Annotated in this window: 10 protein-coding genes; 2 read left to right on the forward strand and 8 right to left on the reverse strand. The window is 42.9% G+C overall.

What is annotated here, in order from left to right:
- Positions 1-41: 41 nt before the first annotated feature.
- From H6679_01845 to H6679_01880, 8 genes are all read right to left on the reverse strand, one after another.
- Positions 42-1382, reverse strand: coding sequence for a hypothetical protein (locus tag H6679_01845; protein ID MCB9492994.1), 1341 nt, complete (start codon positions 1380-1382; stop codon positions 42-44).
- 16 nt (positions 1383-1398) lie between these two features.
- Positions 1399-2739, reverse strand: coding sequence for a hypothetical protein (locus H6679_01850; protein MCB9492995.1), 1341 nt, complete (start codon positions 2737-2739; stop codon positions 1399-1401).
- 52 nt (positions 2740-2791) lie between these two features.
- Positions 2792-4075, reverse strand: a complete 1284-nt coding sequence (locus tag H6679_01855) for an HlyC/CorC family transporter (protein ID MCB9492996.1) — start codon at positions 4073-4075, stop codon at positions 2792-2794.
- A gap of 22 nt (positions 4076-4097) precedes the next feature.
- Complete coding sequence (locus tag H6679_01860) at positions 4098-5714, reverse strand: AMP-binding protein (GenBank protein MCB9492997.1); 1617 nt, start codon at positions 5712-5714, stop codon at positions 4098-4100.
- An 11-nt stretch (positions 5715-5725) separates the two neighbouring features.
- A complete protein-coding gene (locus tag H6679_01865; GenBank protein MCB9492998.1) occupies positions 5726-5932 on the reverse strand; it encodes a ferredoxin in 207 nt (68 codons plus the stop codon).
- A gap of 9 nt (positions 5933-5941) precedes the next feature.
- The gene (locus tag H6679_01870) at positions 5942-6694 is read right to left on the reverse strand and encodes a hypothetical protein (protein ID MCB9492999.1); all 753 of its coding nucleotides are present in this window, start codon (positions 6692-6694) and stop codon (positions 5942-5944) included.
- A gap of 88 nt (positions 6695-6782) precedes the next feature.
- Positions 6783-7538, reverse strand: a complete 756-nt coding sequence (gene tmk, locus H6679_01875; GenBank protein MCB9493000.1) for a dTMP kinase — start codon at positions 7536-7538, stop codon at positions 6783-6785.
- Between the two features lie 238 nt (positions 7539-7776).
- The gene (locus H6679_01880; GenBank protein ID MCB9493001.1) at positions 7777-9000 is read right to left on the reverse strand and encodes a DegT/DnrJ/EryC1/StrS family aminotransferase; all 1224 of its coding nucleotides are present in this window, start codon (positions 8998-9000) and stop codon (positions 7777-7779) included.
- Positions 9001-9577: 577 nt separating this feature from the next.
- On the opposite strand from H6679_01880, the gene H6679_01885 reads away from it, so the two are divergent.
- Together H6679_01885 and H6679_01890 are read left to right on the forward strand one after the other, a co-directional pair.
- A complete protein-coding gene (locus tag H6679_01885; GenBank protein MCB9493002.1) occupies positions 9578-15409 on the forward strand; it encodes a hypothetical protein in 5832 nt (1943 codons plus the stop codon).
- Between the two features lie 84 nt (positions 15410-15493).
- A complete protein-coding gene (locus tag H6679_01890) occupies positions 15494-17686 on the forward strand; it encodes a hypothetical protein (GenBank protein MCB9493003.1) in 2193 nt (730 codons plus the stop codon).
- Positions 17687-18574: the final 888 nt, after the last annotated feature.

An 18574-nucleotide genomic window follows, 5' to 3' on the forward strand; every position in this document is an offset into this window, starting at 1 on the left:
TCAATTTTGAGGGGCCTTTTTTATTACTTTATAACAAGTTTTTAGTTAACACATGTTCCAAGGGCAATGAATTGAAAATCAGAGTAAGAGTACAAATTTGCCTGTGTTAAGTTCTTTAATGTTTCTTTGTTGAGTGGTTTGCGTAGTTGCTTGACAAAAAGATTTGTGTCAGTGTCAAACTTGCTCGTTTCAATTTTCCAACCACCCAGATACTCAGTCAAGGTAATGAAGTAGAGTTCATTAAATGATATGAGTATTGCCTTGTCGTTGCCAGCTTCAAAATCTTTTTGTGTGCAAAAACGACGGTCAAGTGTAAGTGTACCTACCTGTTTTCCGCTTTGGTCTACCGCATTCCAGGTCGTTTTGCTTGATACAACCGGTATCATTTCACCGTTGCTCACATGTGCGTGAAAGAATCCGCCTTCTTGGAAGTTGCTGCGGACTAATGTAATGGTTTTATTCTCATTGATTGGATAAACAATTTCGTCACCAATGCCGCCATCGTCAGCACTGCTAGCAATGATCCATTCCCAATCAAAGGGATAGTACAACGGTTGCGTTGGTAGTTGTGGATCAATAATCGTAATGTTGAAAGGAATGTCTTGCTCAGCTAAATGTTTTACCAGCATGTCCCAATCGCCACCGCCGGCAATGTAAATAATTTCTTTTCCTTTTTGAGCCTGTGTTGCGAGGTTATCAAGTGTATTTTGGTGCCAATTCCGCCAGCCGCTTCCAGCCAAGAACAGCCACATGTTTGCATACAAAAATTTAAGCAGCGGGTAGCTTTGTTTTTCAAAAAACATACTTTTACATTGGTCCCAATGATCAACAAAGCAATACTCAAAAAAACTGTTTGCTGCGTTAAATAGGTAGCAGTCGCTCTCGTCTTTGTCTTTGAGTGAAAAAAGAAGTTTTAAAAAGTTTGTGTAGGCGCTGATATGTTCTGTTGATTTTGCGCTGGCAAGTGAGCTTTCGTTAACAGCCTTGGTCAGACCTATTTCGTCTAGATGAGCCAAAAAACCTGCAGTATCTTGCTCAAGCAGGTCGTACACTTTATTGAAACGCTTTTTGCAGCTTTCAGTCATGCGGGTCATATGAGTTGGTTTTGCTGTTTTATGATTTGTATTGTGTAAGTGATTAATGAGTGGGATGAGTGGTGCCAGGCTGTCACCATGTTCAGCGATAATTGCATTGTGTACATTGACAAAGTCTTGATTCAGTTTTGATTTGATATCTGTTAGTGCCTGTTCTGGAAATGCTTTTTTCCACGAACTCCAGCGTTTAAAAAAATCATCTGCAGATTTGGTTTGTGTACCGTTATGTTCGGCTTGCAGTTGATGGGTAAAAGCAAGAGCTATAACAAATGCTATTTTTTTAAACATAGGATTTTCCTTTTTTTTAGTATGGTGTGGTGGCTAAACGAATAAACTGTAGCACGAAAAGATTGAGCAGTTCGGCAAAACGTAAGTTTTGTAAAACTTGCTTTCCAATTGGCTTGCGAAGCTGTTTTACATGCATAACAAAGTTGTCATCAAGGTCGGTTGGATCGATATCCCAACCGCCCACCATTTTTGATAGCGCTGCGTAGCACGCTTCATCATATGACATGAGCACAGCTGTTTTTTGGTCACTGACAAAATCTTCAGGCAGTGCCAGACGTCGTTTAAATGTGCAGACGCCAGCTAGGTTGTTGTTCTCATAGATGGTCCATACAGTTGTACTACCCTTAAAAACAAAGTCTTTGCCTGTACTTAGCGTAAGGTGGTAGATTTGCTCAGACTCCTGAAAACTTTTACGTACGAGTTTAATTTTTTTGTTGGCAAACTCTATGTGGAGTTCGTCATCAATGCCGTCGTTGTTGGTGCTGTTTTTTACAAACCACTCGTAGTCTCCAGTGTAATAGCGTTCTTGCGAAGGCAAAAACGGATCGATGATTGTCATATTATAGATGCCGTGCTCAAGCAGTGCTCGGATGTCATTGCCGCCGGCAATATAAACAATTTTTTTACCAGTTTTGCTTTCTTTTAAAAGTCTGTCGAGTGTACTTTTGTGCCATTGTCGCCAACCGGTACCAACCAGGTTTTTCCATACAATAGAATTTAATAAGCGCATGAATGGGTGGTGCGTATGATCAAATGCCATGTTGCAGTATGTGTCAAATGTTTCAGGATAAAAGCAGTACTCAAATAACCTGTTTGCAACGGCAAATTGATACTCCTGCTCTACAAACTGATCAGTATGAGCAAATAGAAGTTGCATGAATGTGGCGTATTTGTCGATAACATCGTTATAATGATTGTCTGTTCTAGCAAGTAGTGCTTCTTTGTCATTAATCTGGGGCGAGTTAAAGCCGTATTCATTTAAAAGTTCAGAAAGCATTGCTGGATTGTTTTCTAGCACGCTGTAGAATCTTTTTAGGCTATTTTTTGTGCTTTCGGGAATTGTTGTTTTTTCAATGCCACCTGCATTAATAAGCCCATCAGTTACTTTGCCAAGTTGCTCGCGTAGTGGATGTAGGTGTTGATAGTTACTGACCCACAATGTATTGACTCGGCCAATATAGCTACTATCCAAAGCAGAGCTCATATCGGTAAGATTGCGATCAGAAAAGACTTGCTGATGCTTTATCCATTTATCAAAAATTTCATGGTCTTTTTTTACCTGTTTGGCCTCTATGGATGCGAACATACAAAAAGACAAAAGATACAACGCGAATGCGCTGCAGTATTTTTTGTGCATACTACTCCCTTCTGGTTTTTGCAAACCAGCATACCATGCACAAAAAATTTGACTACTCTTCTTCGTTTTCTGTAGTTTTTTCAGGCTCGTCTTTTTGTTCAAAAACAAGCACTTGGTATACACGACGTGATGTTGCTTGCTGAATTTGAAAACAATACCCTTTGTAGATGACGCGCTCGCCTTTTTTAGGTAGATGCTGAAGCATCTCGGTCATGAAGCCGGCAAGCGTAACAGAATCTTCACTTTCAACTTTGATGTCAAGAAGGTCTTCAACTTTTTCAAGGCTAATGCCGGCGTCAATTATCCAACCGCCTTGGTCGATAGAAATAATCTGTTCGGTGACTTTTTCGTGTTCGTCGGTAATATCGCCCACAATTTCTTCGATGATATCTTCAAGGGTGATCAGTCCCGAGATGTTGCCGTATTCATCGATAATAATACCCATGTGCAGACGGTTTTTCAAAAACTGGCTGAGTGTTTGATTTATTTTTTGTGTTTCAGGAATAAAGATAATTGGGCGTGCAAGTTCTTTTAGGCTTTTTTTCTTGCCTTGATAAAGCAAGTCAAAAATATCTTTTTGGTGAATGATACCAATAATGTTGTCTTCATCGTTGACGTAAATAGGCAAACGAGAAAAGCGTGATTGGTAAAAAATCTCTAAAGCCTTTTCAAGCGTTGTATCGGCGTCAAGTAGCTTCATTTCATTTTTAGGGATGATAATTTCTTTGACTGCCGTTTGTTCAAGGCTAAAAATGTTTTGCAACATTTCAGTTTTTTCTGCCTTCATCAGCCCTTTTTCATCGCTGTAATCGATTAAGAATTCAATTTCTTTTTCAGAGACGATGTCTGTTTTTTCTAAAATGTGTGGACCACTGACCTTAGAGAAAAAGAAGTCTGCAATTTTGAGTAGGATGGTAACAAAAGGGTAGAGCACATGGTACAAAACGTTGATAAGCCAAAGGAACGATGCAAAAAGACGTTCATGATGAGTCTTGGCAAAGCTTTTGGGAATAATTTCACCAAAGACCAAAATCATGACGGTTGCAAAAGCAACACCAACAGCAAGACCCCAGGTGCCAAGCATGCTTTCCATGATCTCTGAAAGCACAACGGATGTCAGGACGTGTGCAAAGTTGTTGGCAATCAAAATGGTAATCAAGATGCGCTGAGGATTTTTTTCCCACGAGACAAAAAGTGTCTTGTACTTTGCAACAGTGGCTTCAAGCTCTTTGAGCTTAAATAGCCGCAAAGCTGTGAATGCTGTTTCTAGAAAAGCGAACAGCGCGGCAAAGCATAGTGACACAAAAAATATAAGAAATTTTGCAAACATAGTCATAATATTTCCTTACTCCTTTATATTAAGTGGAAAATGTTTGCGTAAGCTTTTTTTTGTCAATTTTGCCTGTAGCGTTTAACGGAAGATCTTGTTGAACAATAAATGACCGAGGAATTTTATAAGAAGCAAGGTGGTTAGCACACAAGGCTCTAAGATTTTGCTCCGTAAAGGCAGCGTCAGGTTTGATGGCAACAAATGCAACTGGTACTTGGCCATTAGCCTGATCTGATTTGCCAATGACTGCCGCTTTAAAAACAGCAGGGTGTTTAAGCAAAACGTTTTCGATTTCAGCAGGATAAATGTTGAAACCTTTGTGAATGATAAGGTCCTTGTCTCGTCCCCTGATTGCGATATTACCTTCTTGGTCCAATGATGCAAGGTCGCCGGTGTCAAGCCATCCATCTTGTAAGACTTTTGCTGTTTGTTCTGGAGCTTTATAGTACCCCATCATAATATTTTCACCACGAAGCCAAAATGAACCCACAGTGCCTGGCGGCAAGACATTGCCATCTTTATCACGAATTTGACATTCAATACCAACGAGTGGTTGTCCGACAACATACGTTGGTTGTTCTTGATTGACGTGATGAACAGCAACGACCGGTGATGCTTCGCTCAAACCATAGCCGGCACGAATTTTTCTGCCGTAGACGAGTGCAAAAGCTGCACGGATTTTGTCGGGCAGCATATCTGCCCCTGAAACAAATACCTTGACGCTGTCAAAGTTTGCATTGCGCATCAAGCATAGCAACCCGTACAAGCTTGGTACACCAAAAAATAGCGTTGGTTTATGTTGCTCAAGATTGTCCATAATAAGCTTACGATCAACCTTGCTGACAACGATGACAGCAGACCCAGTCATAATAGGTAGCCACATGCAGGTATTTTGTGCAAACACATGAAAGAGTGGCAGGACGCAGAAAAAACGTTCTTTATCAGTCATCCCCATCAGCACAAAGCGAGCATAACCCTGCATTGCATTGATCATGGCGTTGTCTGAGCTAATCATAACACCTTTTGCGGCGCCGGTAGTGCCAGACGTGTAAAGCAGTGTTGCAAGCTCGTAACCTTTTCCATCACACGCAGGAGTAAAGTTAATCTTTTCAGGAACTGGGGTTTGCCAATCAAAAATTTCAGAGCTGAGTACGAGTGGAAATTTTTTCTCGTTACGTTGTTGACGTAACTCTTGCACCGACTCAACAGTCTTTAAAAGCGAGGGAGAGGCAATAATCGCCTTAGGTGCAGCATCGGTAATAATGTAGTCAAGCTCGTGTTGATGTAAAAAAGTATTGAGTGGAACAATAACCGCATTAAGCTGCCAGACGGCAAAGTAGGCAACATAAAACTCTAAGGCATTTTCATAATACAAAATAACATGATCGCGTGCTTGAATACCGAGGGCTGAAAGTTTGTCGCAGAGTAGGCCTGCTCGAAAGTAAAGTTCTGTGTAGTTTATAGTTTTTTCTGTGGAGATTAAAGCAGTGTTGGTGGGATATTTTTCGTAGGCACAACGTAAGAGCTGGCTGACATGTATGACACTGTTGTTGTCTGAGTATGTTTTTTTTATTTTGTTAAATATTGCTTGTTCTTGTGCGCACGTATTGCGTACGGTGGATTGAGAATTCGAGTAACTTCCCATACGTTGTTTTTTTACTCCTCTTCTTCAACAGCGATAACTTGAACAGGACAAATGTCAGCTGCTTCTCGTACAAGTTCTGCATTCTGTTCAAGGTCGCCGTCATCTTTAACATGAGCAGTGTCTTTAACCTCAAAAACATCTGGGCAAATTTCTTCGCAGGTTCCGCAGCTGATGCATCCGGGTAAGATGGTAACACGTTTAATTTTTTTATCGCTCATGCTGATAGTCTAATTTTTTGTTTCAGATTCTTCTTGTTCATTATCCAGATAATCTTGCTCATACTTTGAAAGTTCTTCAAAGATGTCAACGCCATCACAGCCAGATCCACAAGCTCCTGCTCCGCATCCATCACCGGTACCACAACCTTTGCAGTCACCACACATGGATGTGTCAGCCGTCGCCTGTTGCATAGAAACTCTGCCTGGTGCGTCTTCAAAGTCTTCCTCTAGGTCATCAAAGTCATGGCTGAAATCTTCTGCTTCTTGGTCAAGAACCATGGATTCAAGAATTGCAAGGACTTCTTCAGCGTTGTTTTCTAGTAATGCTTCCTTAATATCACTTGATGCGATGAGTAAATTTTCACGTGAGCTTTGCGCTTCATCAATAAGACTCTTCTTAAATTCTTCGGTGTCTTGTAGTTCAAGTTGATCTGGATCTTCGATCATCATGGACAAGACTTCTTTAGCCTGCTCAGGGTCTTTAGCTTCAAGTTCTTTAACCTGACGAAGTGCGTTGAATTGTTCATTAAGAAAGTCAATGTCGTCACTTGTTTCTTCAAAGAGTTTTTGTGCTTGGCCTGAGACAATGTCGTTGACGCGCTCTAAAACTTCACGATCTTTTTCTTCAAGGCGAGTGTCTTGCAATTTCTGTTCAATGACAGCTAGAAGGTCTTTAAAAATACCTGAACACTCATTTTGAGATTTTTTTTGCATATCCAAAAGAAATGACGTTTGTTCGATGAGCTGATCAAGTCTTGCCACAGTTACACCTTCCAAATAAGAATTATTTTTTTTCTAAATTTTTACGATACTCTTTATTGTAGCGTTTTTTTTAAATATTGCGAATGGTTCATGTCTTTTTTGAGTATGCGCTGCTCATATTTAATTTTGCAAGTGTTTGGTGTACTGCTTGCTGGCAGACATCATCGGGGGCCAGACTGCCGTCAATGACGACTACTTCGGTGCGATCAGCAAAAAGCTGGTCAAATCCATTTGATACTTTTTCCCAAAACTCTCTTTTTTCTTGCTCAAATGAGGTGAGCTTTAAATTTCTTTGAGTAATTCTTTTTATGGCTGTTTCAATGTCTATTTTTACATAGAGTACCAAGTCGGGCTTGCGTTCGTTCATTGCCCACGTATTAATGGTAGCAATGATTTGGCAATCAAGGCCTCGTCCAAAGCCTTGGTAAGCGAGTGACGAGTCTGAAAGACGATCAGAAATAACAACGGTGCCTTGCTCAAGAGCTGGCATTACTTCTTCGTGAAAATGTTGCGCTCGGTCTGCTGCAAAAAGTAAAAATTCTGCCTTGTCGCAAACAAGATCTTTTTGGGTGTGAACAATTTCGCGAATTTCTTTGCCCAGCTTACTACCTCCAGGCTCCTTGGTTACAAGCGTTGTAATGCCTTGCTGCTCAAGTGCTTGGGCAAGCTTTGTTGAAAGTGTTGTTTTACCACTACCATCAATGCCTTCAATGGCTATTAAAAAACCTTTTTTTTCCATAATGGGTTCCAATTCAGTTTTTTGATTCGCGTACAGTGCGTTTGCCCCTGATAATGTTAATACTGCAAGAGAAAGTGTTGTAATACTTCTTTTTACTGAAAACATTTTGCTCCTTTTTTTGTTTTTAGTAGGACGTTGTTTTTTAGGCCTTGCTGCCTCTTTTGATTATTTACGCTTCAACAAAATGTTGGTGCGTAATGTCACCAATTTTTAAAGGTCATTTTTTTCAACATAGATCCCGGCTCGTGGGCCGGGATGACAAGGCTTACAACGTGTTGAGCGTTGTTGATTTCCATCCTCGTCATCCCCGACTCCGATCGGGGATCTAGAACTTGTATATTCCCTATTCAGCAGTAACAGCGCAAGCAGATTCTTGTTTTACGATGTTTGATTGCTGGGCAACCGCACATACTGCCTCAATAATTGCATTCACCTGATTAGTTTCCAACTCCGGCCAAACGGGCAACGCTAAAATATTTTCTGCTGCCGTCTGTGCCTTGCTGCAGTCAGTTGAAAGTTCAGGCCGTTTTGTCAGGAAAGCAATGTCACAAAGCGCCTTTGGATAATAGACACAGGTCCCAACACCACGCTGCTTAAGTTCAGCTGCAAATTGGTCACGTGTCAGACCAGATGTTGGGTTTATTTGGATGCAGTATTGATGGTAGACGTGATGTCCGGTTACTTGCTCAGGAATGGTGATGCTTGCAATAGCTTTAAACGCTCGGTTGTAGCGGTCGGCAATAGTACGACGCGCATTGTTGTATCGGTCAAGCTGCTCAAGCTTGATGCTCAGTGCTGCGGCTTGCAGCCCATCAAGTCGGCTATTTATTCCAAGCATTTCGTAGTTGTAGTGTGAGGTGCGACCATGATTTTTGAGTTGTAAAATTTTTTGTGCAAGTTCTGGGTTGTCGGTAATGCAACAGCCACCGTCGCCAATAGCACCCAAGTTTTTGGTTGGGTAAAATGAAAACGTGCCAATATCACCAAAAGTTCCAGCCATTTTTCCATCAATATGAGCGCCAACACTTTGAGCACAATCCTCAATCGTCCACAAGTTCCATTCTTGTGCAATGGCCTTTAGTTGAGCGTAGTCAGCGCATTGACCAAACAGATCAACAGTTAACAAGCCAACAATGGGTAAGCCAGTTTTTTTATGTTGTGCTTGGCCATTGTTTATGACAGCATTTTGCTCAAGCCAGTTACGCATCAGTGCTGGGTCCATATTAAAGGTGCGTGTGTCAATGTCGATAAAAACGGGATGCGCACCATGAGCGACAATTTCGCTACTTGACGCAATAAAGGAAAAAGGTGTGGTCAAAACAATGTCATTTTTTTTAATGTCCAGCGCTTTGAGTGCAAGCCAGAGTGCGTCAGTACCAGAGTTAACCGATATCGCATGAGTTGTTTTTAGATAGTGAGCAAATTGTTTTTCAAACGTTGCAACACTTGCTCCGCCGATGAATTGCTGCAAATTTAGCACGCGCAAGATAGCCTGTGTTAGCTTTGGGCTCAATTGCTTTGTTTGTTGCTCAAGGGAAAAAAAAGGTATTTGCTGTTGCTCTTTCATAAAAACCTCAAAAATTTTTTTACAAAGTCTTTACATTGGTTAGTGGGTAAGTGTTACACTATGGCCACAAAATTGCGTAAACACAACCTTTGTTAAAAAAAGCCTGTATCTTTCGATGCAAATGTGATTATATGTCGGGTTTGGTCGTGTTTTGACAGCATACCACAACACCACAAGAAAAAAAGAACAGGTTTTTGCTATGAAATTCCATGTAGTAGGACTTGTGTGAAAAATGTAAATGTCAAGGGTGAGTATCTTGACATTTCACAACCACAAGTTAAGGTATTTTATAGCATATTGGAGTAAAAGAGAGAGGAAGATCAAGGAAGGAGAGTCTCATGAGGAGTGTGTACTACGCACCTCTGTATCAGCTTAATTTTCCTGAACATTTTCTTATTTTTCTTGCAACAAGCTGTTCTATTGTTCATTTATTAAAAAAATTTTCAAAAGGAGTTTTTCGTTTTGTATTGGGTCCCTAACCAAGGTTAGATTTGTCAGAAAGGAGGACGATTTGTAGTGTGCGCATAACTGTTCTATTTATGTGTAAAAAAGTTTCATCTGAAAAGGAGAAGGCCTTATGAACAGTCACGTAAGGAAGTTATTAATGTACGCCGCATTTTTTGGCGGCTTTCTAATGCACGACGCCTCGGCGGTTGTCGATTGGGTGCCGATCGGGCTCCCAGATGGAGGTGGTGCTCCAGCGTTCGTTGACGTTTCACCAAACAATGCGGATATGTTTTATGTCTTTGATGGTGACGGAACATATCAGTATGGTGACTTGATTGACGAAACAAACCCACAAATATTCAACATTCCAAATAACGTACCATTCCAATCAATTGGTGGTGATGATACCCTCAATATTTTTGGTACGGTTTATGATGCTCCGCCAAGTGATCCAATCACACCAGGTATTCAAGTACTTGATGGTGGAGGGTTTCCTCAAGAATGTTCACTCAAAATTAATGGTGATATCATTCTTGATGCAACACTTGCAGATATGTTCATCAATGTGGAAGAAAAAACCATCTTAGAACCATTTTTCCTTCCACCAGATGATCCAGATGGACTTGAGCTTGGCTGTTCCCAAATTTATTTTGAAACAGCTGAAAACACGTTCATCACTGTTTGCTTGTTTGATTCACTCATCATTCGTGGTACAACCAACAAAGAAATTACCGACGACTATATTTTCCAAGATATGATCGTAACCTTTGCTGGCCCAGGTACTGTTGAGTTTCAACTTACAAATGGTACATCAGTGTGGTTTACTGGTGACGTTGATGATGCAGAATACGACATTGGAAACGGCTTATTCCAAAACGGTCTTGAGCTGAACCCAGACACCGGCTTGTTTGAGTGGCAAACACTGAACAACAACGCAGGTGGTTGTAAAGTATTTGTGCTCATGGATCAAACCCAAGCAGACCTTGATGCTGGTGTTAACAAAGTTGTGTTCAAACGTAAAGACTTGAGCGTTGACGAAGACTTACACTGTACCGTTGGTGTTGGTCCAAACTCAGTGTTTACCTACTTGCACGATGATGTAACCGGTGAAGTTAATCCAGACTTTCTTGATGGTTTTGGTTGTGTAGCATTTGACGTATCAAACCCTGGTATTGGTCGTCTGATTCTTTTCATTCAAGGTGCATACATCAAGAACTTTGACCCAATCGTTCCTGATGCTGTCATGCTTGATGATCCAAATGGTGATCCAGCCGATCCAGCAAACCAAATTTATCCAGAAGTTGATATTGATGGATTCCCACTCTTTGATTTCGGTCAATTAGTTGCTAAGTTCCCATTCAACGATGGTGCCTTCATCGTAGCTGGTCACTTTGTAGAAAGCTTTGATCCAGAAATCATCAGTGGTTGTGATATCAATAACCCACTTCAGCCATTTGATCCGGGTTATGACTGGTCACTGCCTGCTGGTGTACGCGCTATCTGCAAAGTATGCGATGACATGTCATACATGAACAGATCAAACGCACCAGACCCATACATCACGTCAAAAGACACACGTCGTGGCTTGATGGTACTTAACGACTGTCAAAACCATGGTAAGTTAGCTTCAGACCCATACTGGGATCTGTACAACAGCGATGACTTTGATGGTCCATTCTATGCATACTCAAACATTGACAACAATCTGTTCCTGACTCGTCATGGTTGTGTTGTTGGTGTAAACGGTAAGCTTGATATTTACCACAACACCTTCATGGACTACGCAGCAGGTGCGGTTAACCAAGTTGACCCAGTTGCTGAAATTGACGTTGACTTTGATACATCAATTATCAAAAAACGTAACCCATCAGCATTGATTATTGACGGTCTTGATCCAGCACTGTTTGTAACAGGCAATCCATTTGATGGTGATTTCACCAGTGAATTTATTGCAGCTGATCCATTCATCAACCAGTTCCCAACAAAAGCTGAAATGTGCCTACGTGGTGACGGTACTCTGTACCTTCGCGAATCAGCATCATCATTTGATGGCTACATGTTCAACTTGTGGGATGATATCTACTTCAATGACTCATGGTGTCAGCCTCCATTCTTCCTGGTATTCCTTGCCGATCACGGTCCTGATGGCATTCTGCCATATCTGTACACATACTACGAAGGTATTCCAGACTTTGCAGAAGCTGATGTTGAGTTCTTGACCACCGTTGGTCTTGGTACCTACGATGGCTTTAGCCTTTCAACCAACTTTGACACAGTCATTGAAGGTGAAGGTGAACACGTACTTGACGTTGAAGGCTGCTGGAAAGTTAATGGCCTTGTAAACACATCAGCCGTTGACAAAGCAACAGGTCTTGCTCGTGTGTATGCTGACGGTGACGTTGGTGGCAAAGGTGCTGACTTGAGCAGCAACGAGTTTAATGATCGTACCGGTGTAATGTGTGTAGCATCACTTTTCCTTGACCATCGTGGTTGTGAAATTGATGAATTTGGCACACAAATTGTACGTCCACTTCCAGGCGATGACACCACAGAGTACAACCGTTACAACTCAGGTACCATGTTCTTCAATAATTACATGGACCTTTGCAATTGCACACTGCGTCATTCAGACGTGACCAAGTTTGTTGACTGCTTGCCGCTCTTCTCAGAACCTGGCATCACCGGTGGTGAACGCCTCTTCTTTACCGAAGAGTTCTGGGGTCCTGGCGATGTTGATGTTGAGTTCATTGAATCAAGCCCAAATCGTTACCGCTTCCCAGAAATTGGTTTGACCAACTCAATGCTTGACTTGCAAGAAAGCTTGAACGCTTCAGGTGTTCGTTTTGTAGTCAAAGACATTCTTGGCTCACCAGACAGAACCGGTGACAACTGCTCACACATTCGTTTCAATGATCATGGCGATGCGCTTGATACACTCTTGACCGGCATGGGTCGTGTGTTCTTGTGCGGTTCAACCTTCAACTTGATGGCTGACGATCGCATCTCAGATCCACTTGATCCAGATGCAGGGCTGTTCCAAGAAGCAAGCTCAAACTACGCAACAGAAAGCTGTTACTTCAACGTGTTTAAAAACAACGTACCAGTAAGTGAAACACCAGACGATTCATCACGCGCAACACTTAAGTTGATCAATGGTGATCAGTTCCTTGCAGGAGTTCCAGCGTCAGAATGGCCATTCCAACGCGCACACCACTTCTTCTTCTTTGCAATTCCTGACGATCCAGGAGCATCATGTCACATGACCATTGGTTGGAATGAAATTACTGGTGATGCTCGTGCATTCCCTGGTAACTTCCCATACATTGGTGAGCCAGTTGTAGAATTGTTGCCAGACGTACCAGCTGTTCCGTTTGACCTAGACGGTCTCAAGACTCCTAAGTCAACCGTTTCAGTTGATGGCAGCATCATGTGCTTTGGTAGCTTTGACAGTGCAGGCTTTGGTCCAGACGTTCCAGTCAGCACCATCGACGACAGTGGAACAGTATATGTTTCACACGGCGGTAAGTTGACCATCACACGTCCAGACACAGACCTGAGCCCATTTGATCGTAACAGTGTTCCATACCAATGCGTATGCGCAACAACCATTGCACAACGTATTTGGAACGACTACGATGCAGCTGGAACTGACCGTGTACTACAATTGAGCGGTTGTGTAGATCTTCCACACGACCAAGTCAAGTTTGACACTAAGTACGCTGTACAACCTGTTGGTATCACAGCAGATATGCTTGATGCTCGCAAAGTTGCCACACGTGGTTATGTCCGCTTGAGCTTTGAAAACCCAGAACGTGATCCACTTCGTGACGCAACCGGCGCTGAAGAAGTCAACATTGGTTGGTTCTTTGACGACCAAGGCACACATCGTCAGTTCTTGAAATCACCGCTTGCACACAAAACAACACCATTTGCTCGTTACATGACCCGTGCAACAGAAAGTGTAAACGCGCCGTTTGATGCTAAAGTTGGTGCTGATACAGCAGACGTTGACCTTGAGTCACTCCTGTTCATCGGCCCTGGCGATCAAGTAGTTCAAATGCGTGTTGCTGGTGCAACCATGTCAGATCCATTCTTGCTTGACATTTCAGGTCACCCAACAGAACCTATTGCTGGTTGTGTTCGTGAGTTTGTCTCACTACGCTCAACCCGTGACAGCTTCAAAGACCGTCATGTCTCAGAAGGTGATCATGCAGTGTTGTTTGGTGAAAATGGCGGCCGTGCCGGACTTGGTACACGTCACTGGAACGAACACTCACACGATGCATGGAACAGACTTGGCAAAGACCACGTAACTGTTTGCCCACTTGGTGACATGATCGTTGAAGTTAACAACGACTTGATCGTAACTGACCGTCTTGCATTGATTGCAAGCACACAGTTTGGTAAAAATGCTGACCAACGCTTGACTTTCTACTCAGCATGTGAGCGTGAAATTCGCATCACCAAAGGTGCAGAGCTTGACTTGAGCAGCTTTGGTAAAGACGCTGAGGGCAACCCACTTGAACACCTGCAACAAATTGTGTTTGCTGGTAAAGTTAAGTTGGTTGTTGAAGATGGTGCGATCATTCGTCTTTCAGACGTTGCACGTACCAGCAACGGCAACGGTGTAGTACTGTATTTCAACGACGATTCACGCCTTGTGTTTGAAGGTCTTGAAAACAGAGCAAGCATCCCAAGAAATCTGTCAGCAGAACAATCACAAGCTCGCCGCACAAAACTGATGGGTAATGGCCAAATCTGGATTAACAAAAACGCACGCATGCAAATACTTGGCAATGCAGACGTTGGTGTTCAGTCAGACCAGCTTTCACCAAACACAGACATTAACCTGAGCGTTCGTCGTCAAGGTGTAGTTGAAATTGGTAACGCTCTGCAGTCTGGCGGTTCATTTAGTGTTGGTAACTTTGCTGACCAAAACCTTCGTAGTGTTCGTTCACGTGAAACAGGTGACAGCCCATGCTCAATCGTGTTTGTATTGACACTTGGTGGTGGCGACAATGAAGAGGGTCAACCAACATTCCACATTGACCGTGAAGGTTTCTGTGGTTGGGCAGCTGGCTTGGTTAACAAACCTACCGGTGTACCAAACGGCTCAGCAGATCCTGCACTCAACCCAGTGCTTGACGCAAACGGCCAAGCAGAAGTTGACGTTAATGGCAACCCAGTGTTTACCCCAGCTGAAGATGCGTGGGAAGCAATGCCGCTTCATAACGTTGCAATGGTCAAACTTGAACTAGCTGATGGTCTGTTTGAGCACAAACAAACATTTGATGGTTCAAGCAACAAAGCATCACTCATGATGTTCAGCAAGTCAATGAACCCTGAAAACCTTGAAGACGAAGACCCAGCAATGATAGCAACCGTGTTTGAAATGGACGTCAACGGGCGTGAAGAGCTTTCAATGATCGGTGGTGGTAACATCATGCAAATACCATGTGTACCAAACCCAGACACTGTCAATGGTTGCTACCCTGTTTGCATTTGGGATTACCAAGGTGCTATCAATCAAGTAGTGGTTGATGAAGAAACCGATGAAACCGACAATGTAACAGTTGGCATCATGGCGTCAAACCGTCAAACGGCACAACGTGATGTAACAAATGTTGAAGGTGATGTAGAAAATCTTCAGCCATACGATGCTTCGGGTAAAACAGTGATGGGTGATGTTGATGCTGCGTGCAGCTTTGTTATGGTTCAAGATCTTCAAAGTCAAAAAGCTCCAATGGCTAACTTTGCTAGCACTAAAGATGGCCGTGATCGCGTCTCTTACGTAAACGCGGTAAGCGTCAAATATGACACTGTTGAAGGTGGCCAAATTGCACGAGAAGAAGATCCTAACTTGGTTATTTCCGTTAACAGTAAAGAAAGTGCGCAAGAGTCAGGTACCGTTGCAGTTAACTTGACCCCAGATAATCAGGTAGATGAATACGTGACTAACTAACGCATAACAAAAAAAGCTGAGCGAGCAGTCGCTCGCTCAGCACCAAACAAAAGAAAAGTTACCTTAAACTAAAAGGGAGTGATAATGAAACAAACAGTACGGGCACTGGCTGTGCTGGGGCTGTTGGCATCTAGCCACGCCTTTGCAACACATGAGTTTCGTTCTCCGTGGATTTCGGAGCGCGGGCCGCTTGTGTACACTGAGTTTGATAAGCTCAGAGAGGATAAGTGGAATTTTAATATGTGGTCAACAGCGCATCTCAAAGACGCGCACAAAGCCTACATAAAACATGGCACAGACTCAGAACCACTGACAAAGCTCTTTTTCAACTCAGATAGTTTTAAACTTAAAGACGCATTGCCAAACAGAGGCGTTGGTAGCTTTGATCGCGAAAACTACAGTCCACTATGGAGCACCGTGCGCGTTAAACCACGTGCGCATTACAAAGAATATGGCATGACGATGGGTGCTCGCTTTGACTACCCAGTGTGGGAAGGTAAAGGCCGTGTTGGACTTCGTGGAACACTGCCAATGCGCTGCATTGAAATTGAACGCCAAGATACACTTGATGTGAATGCTGATCCACTTTCAGATGTTGTCAGAAAACGTTGCATTCGCGTCAACAGAACTGGATTTAATTCAGCTGTAAAGAATGCTGAACAAGTAGTCGATAGTGAGACTTTCAAGACTGTTGAAGACAAGCTTGCTGCTGGTGTAGAGAATGTGAGTAAACTAGTTTCGGCTCTGACAAAACCTACGGCTGCTGCAGTTGTAGCAAAGGTTGTCAAAGATGCTCGTGATGGTGCTGCTGATGGTGATAACATTAGCACAAAATATGCAACTAGATCGCAAGGTTTGGCTGATCTGCAAACTAGCGTTTTTAACAAGGCGCTTGGTGCGGAATCAAACAGTAGCTCTCACGGTACTGTTAATGGCACTGCGTATCGTGCCGACTTTGTTAAAGCATTGCGTGGACTTGATTTCAGTGGTTGTTCGTATAACGCCTTTGTTCAGGCAACAAATGCTACTGACATAGCAGCTCCTTCAAAGGATGCAGAGTTTAGGCTTGGTGGTCATGATATTGCTGTACCGAATGCACAGACTGTTGATGTTGCTACAGGTACTTTTGAGCTTGCCGATAGGCGTGCTGCATGCATCGGGCTTACTCGTTCAACTGGCTGTGTCAATAGTCCTCACTACGCTGGTTACCAGTATTTTAACAAAACTACTGACCGAGATGATACACTATCAACATCTCGTGTTAAAGCATGGGTTGAAGATAAAGATATAGTCACATTTGCAGGATCTTCAAATGTCAAAGACAATCAAATAGTTGTTTTTGATAACAACACAAACCTTAAAGACATGTGGGATAAACTCACTGACTGTGACCTTGAAAATCTATGGTTTACATTTCGTCATGATGTTGATTCAACCGACAATGACAAACGTTCGGATGTTAATGGTGCAAATTGTACAGCTGTGCAGCGTGCGCTTGATAACAATGTACGCAAGTACGAAGACTTCGACTTCCGTCCGCTTCGCTTCATGGCTGGCAACGGCTTTGAGTTTGAAACATCAAAACGCACCGGCGTTGGAGACTTAGACATCGACTTGTTTTATGAACATCGCTTCAACGACTGCTGGATGGGCGAGTTGTTCTTTGGCGTTCGCTTTCCAACTGCAAGTGGCGGCACAAAATGGGGTAACCCATACCGCCCACGTCTTGGCAATGGCGACCACTGGGAAGTAAAGCTTGGTGGTACCGCTGCTTGGGATGCATGCAAGTACTTCATGTTCAAGATGGACTTGTACTACAGCTGGGTGCTTGAAGACAGTGAACATCGTGCAGCAACCTTTAAAGGTGCATGCGTGAAAAATGTTGGTCCATGTGTACAAGCTGACGTTGACTGGGGCTACTTTGTTGGTCGCTTTGACTTCAACTTCACACATCCAAAGACTGACAAAATTATGTCAATGATTGGTTATGAAATCTACTACAAAACACGCGACAAAATTTGCTACAAAAATAACAAAGTTCAGTCATGGCTTGGCAGAAAACTTAATGACAAAGGTGTATTTGTAGAGCAGCTTGATGAGCTTGATCCTTGTCTTGCTCGCAAAAATACCGAGTCTGTTGGGCACAAAGTTCGTGGTGAATGGATGTACAGATTGTCCAAATACTGCGAAATCTTTGCTGGCGGAACATGGACCTTTGCTGGTCAAAACATTGCCCGTGACAAAGACTGCCACGGCGGTGTGAACGTACGCTTCTAAGCTTAGGGCGTACACCCAATCATTTTTTACGTTTTGTTTGAAAAAAACGTTACAGTTACACGAAAAAGAGGCGATTTTGGTCGCCTCTTTTTCGTTTTGTCTTGTTTGTGGGATTTCGGCCTGAGGACTTCGTCATGCCGGCCTGTGAGCCGGTATCCACACGAGCACGCAAGTAAAGCGTAGATTTGACCTATGGACTCCGGATCAAGCCCGGAGCGACGAGTTGAGGTATCGCAAACTTGACCCACAAGTAGTAGTGCTACAATTTATATGAAAATCACGCACAGTAATGGCTCGTGGGTCGCAGTGACACCCTGATCAAGTCAGAGGGTAGACTCGGCGTCGAGCTTATTCCTGGCTTAACTGGGGGCCAGTCTTTCAAACACAGTTCGTCACCCTGGACTCCGATCCAGGGTCCATTGTTTTCCACTTGGGGTGGAATGACGAGTTCTGGATCCTGAAACAATACTCTGATCAAGTCAGAGCACATGGTTCAGGAAGGCGTTATTTTATACTCATGACGTCATCCTGAATTTATTTCAGGATCTGATTATATTGCATAGTTCTTTGTATCGACGTACAATACTTCGATCGGTAATCTTATTTTCATTTGCATTAACCAAAAAGACTTGCTGTAAGCAGGGGGGCTTTGACAACTCTGATCATTACTGTCCAAAGTTCTTTGAAATACTCACAAGAAGCTGAGGATTATACGTATTTTATGCTGAGCATCTCCAAGTACTTGTCATGCTGGCCCTACCAACTCGTCATACCGGCCCACGAGCCGGTATCCATGGTAATACTAATGTGGGTACAGATAACGGCATAGCCGCCCCCGACAAACGTTTGGCTGGACACAGGCCATATGCTATACTCATGCTTTATGTT

The organism is Campylobacterota bacterium, from assembly GCA_020633995.1.
GTDB lineage: Bacteria > Babelota > Babeliae > Babelales > RVW-14 > JACKCO01.

Bases quoted from the DNA above. Each gene is read 5' to 3' on its own strand.
- H6679_01890 (MCB9493003.1), top strand. From the start codon at position 15,494: ATGAAACAAACAGTACGGGCACTGGCTGTGCTGGGGCTGTTGGCATCT.
- H6679_01860 (MCB9492997.1), bottom strand. From the start codon at position 5,714: ATGGGAAGTTACTCGAATTCTCAATCCACCGTACGCAATACGTGCGCA.
- H6679_01855 (MCB9492996.1), bottom strand. From the start codon at position 4,075: ATGACTATGTTTGCAAAATTTCTTATATTTTTTGTGTCACTATGCTTT.
- H6679_01845 (MCB9492994.1), bottom strand. From the start codon at position 1,382: ATGTTTAAAAAAATAGCATTTGTTATAGCTCTTGCTTTTACCCATCAA.
- tmk (MCB9493000.1), bottom strand. From the start codon at position 7,538: ATGTTTTCAGTAAAAAGAAGTATTACAACACTTTCTCTTGCAGTATTA.
- H6679_01850 (MCB9492995.1), bottom strand. From the start codon at position 2,739: ATGCACAAAAAATACTGCAGCGCATTCGCGTTGTATCTTTTGTCTTTT.
- H6679_01885 (MCB9493002.1), top strand. From the start codon at position 9,578: ATGAACAGTCACGTAAGGAAGTTATTAATGTACGCCGCATTTTTTGGC.
- H6679_01880 (MCB9493001.1), bottom strand. From the start codon at position 9,000: ATGAAAGAGCAACAGCAAATACCTTTTTTTTCCCTTGAGCAACAAACA.
- H6679_01865 (MCB9492998.1), bottom strand. From the start codon at position 5,932: ATGAGCGATAAAAAAATTAAACGTGTTACCATCTTACCCGGATGCATC.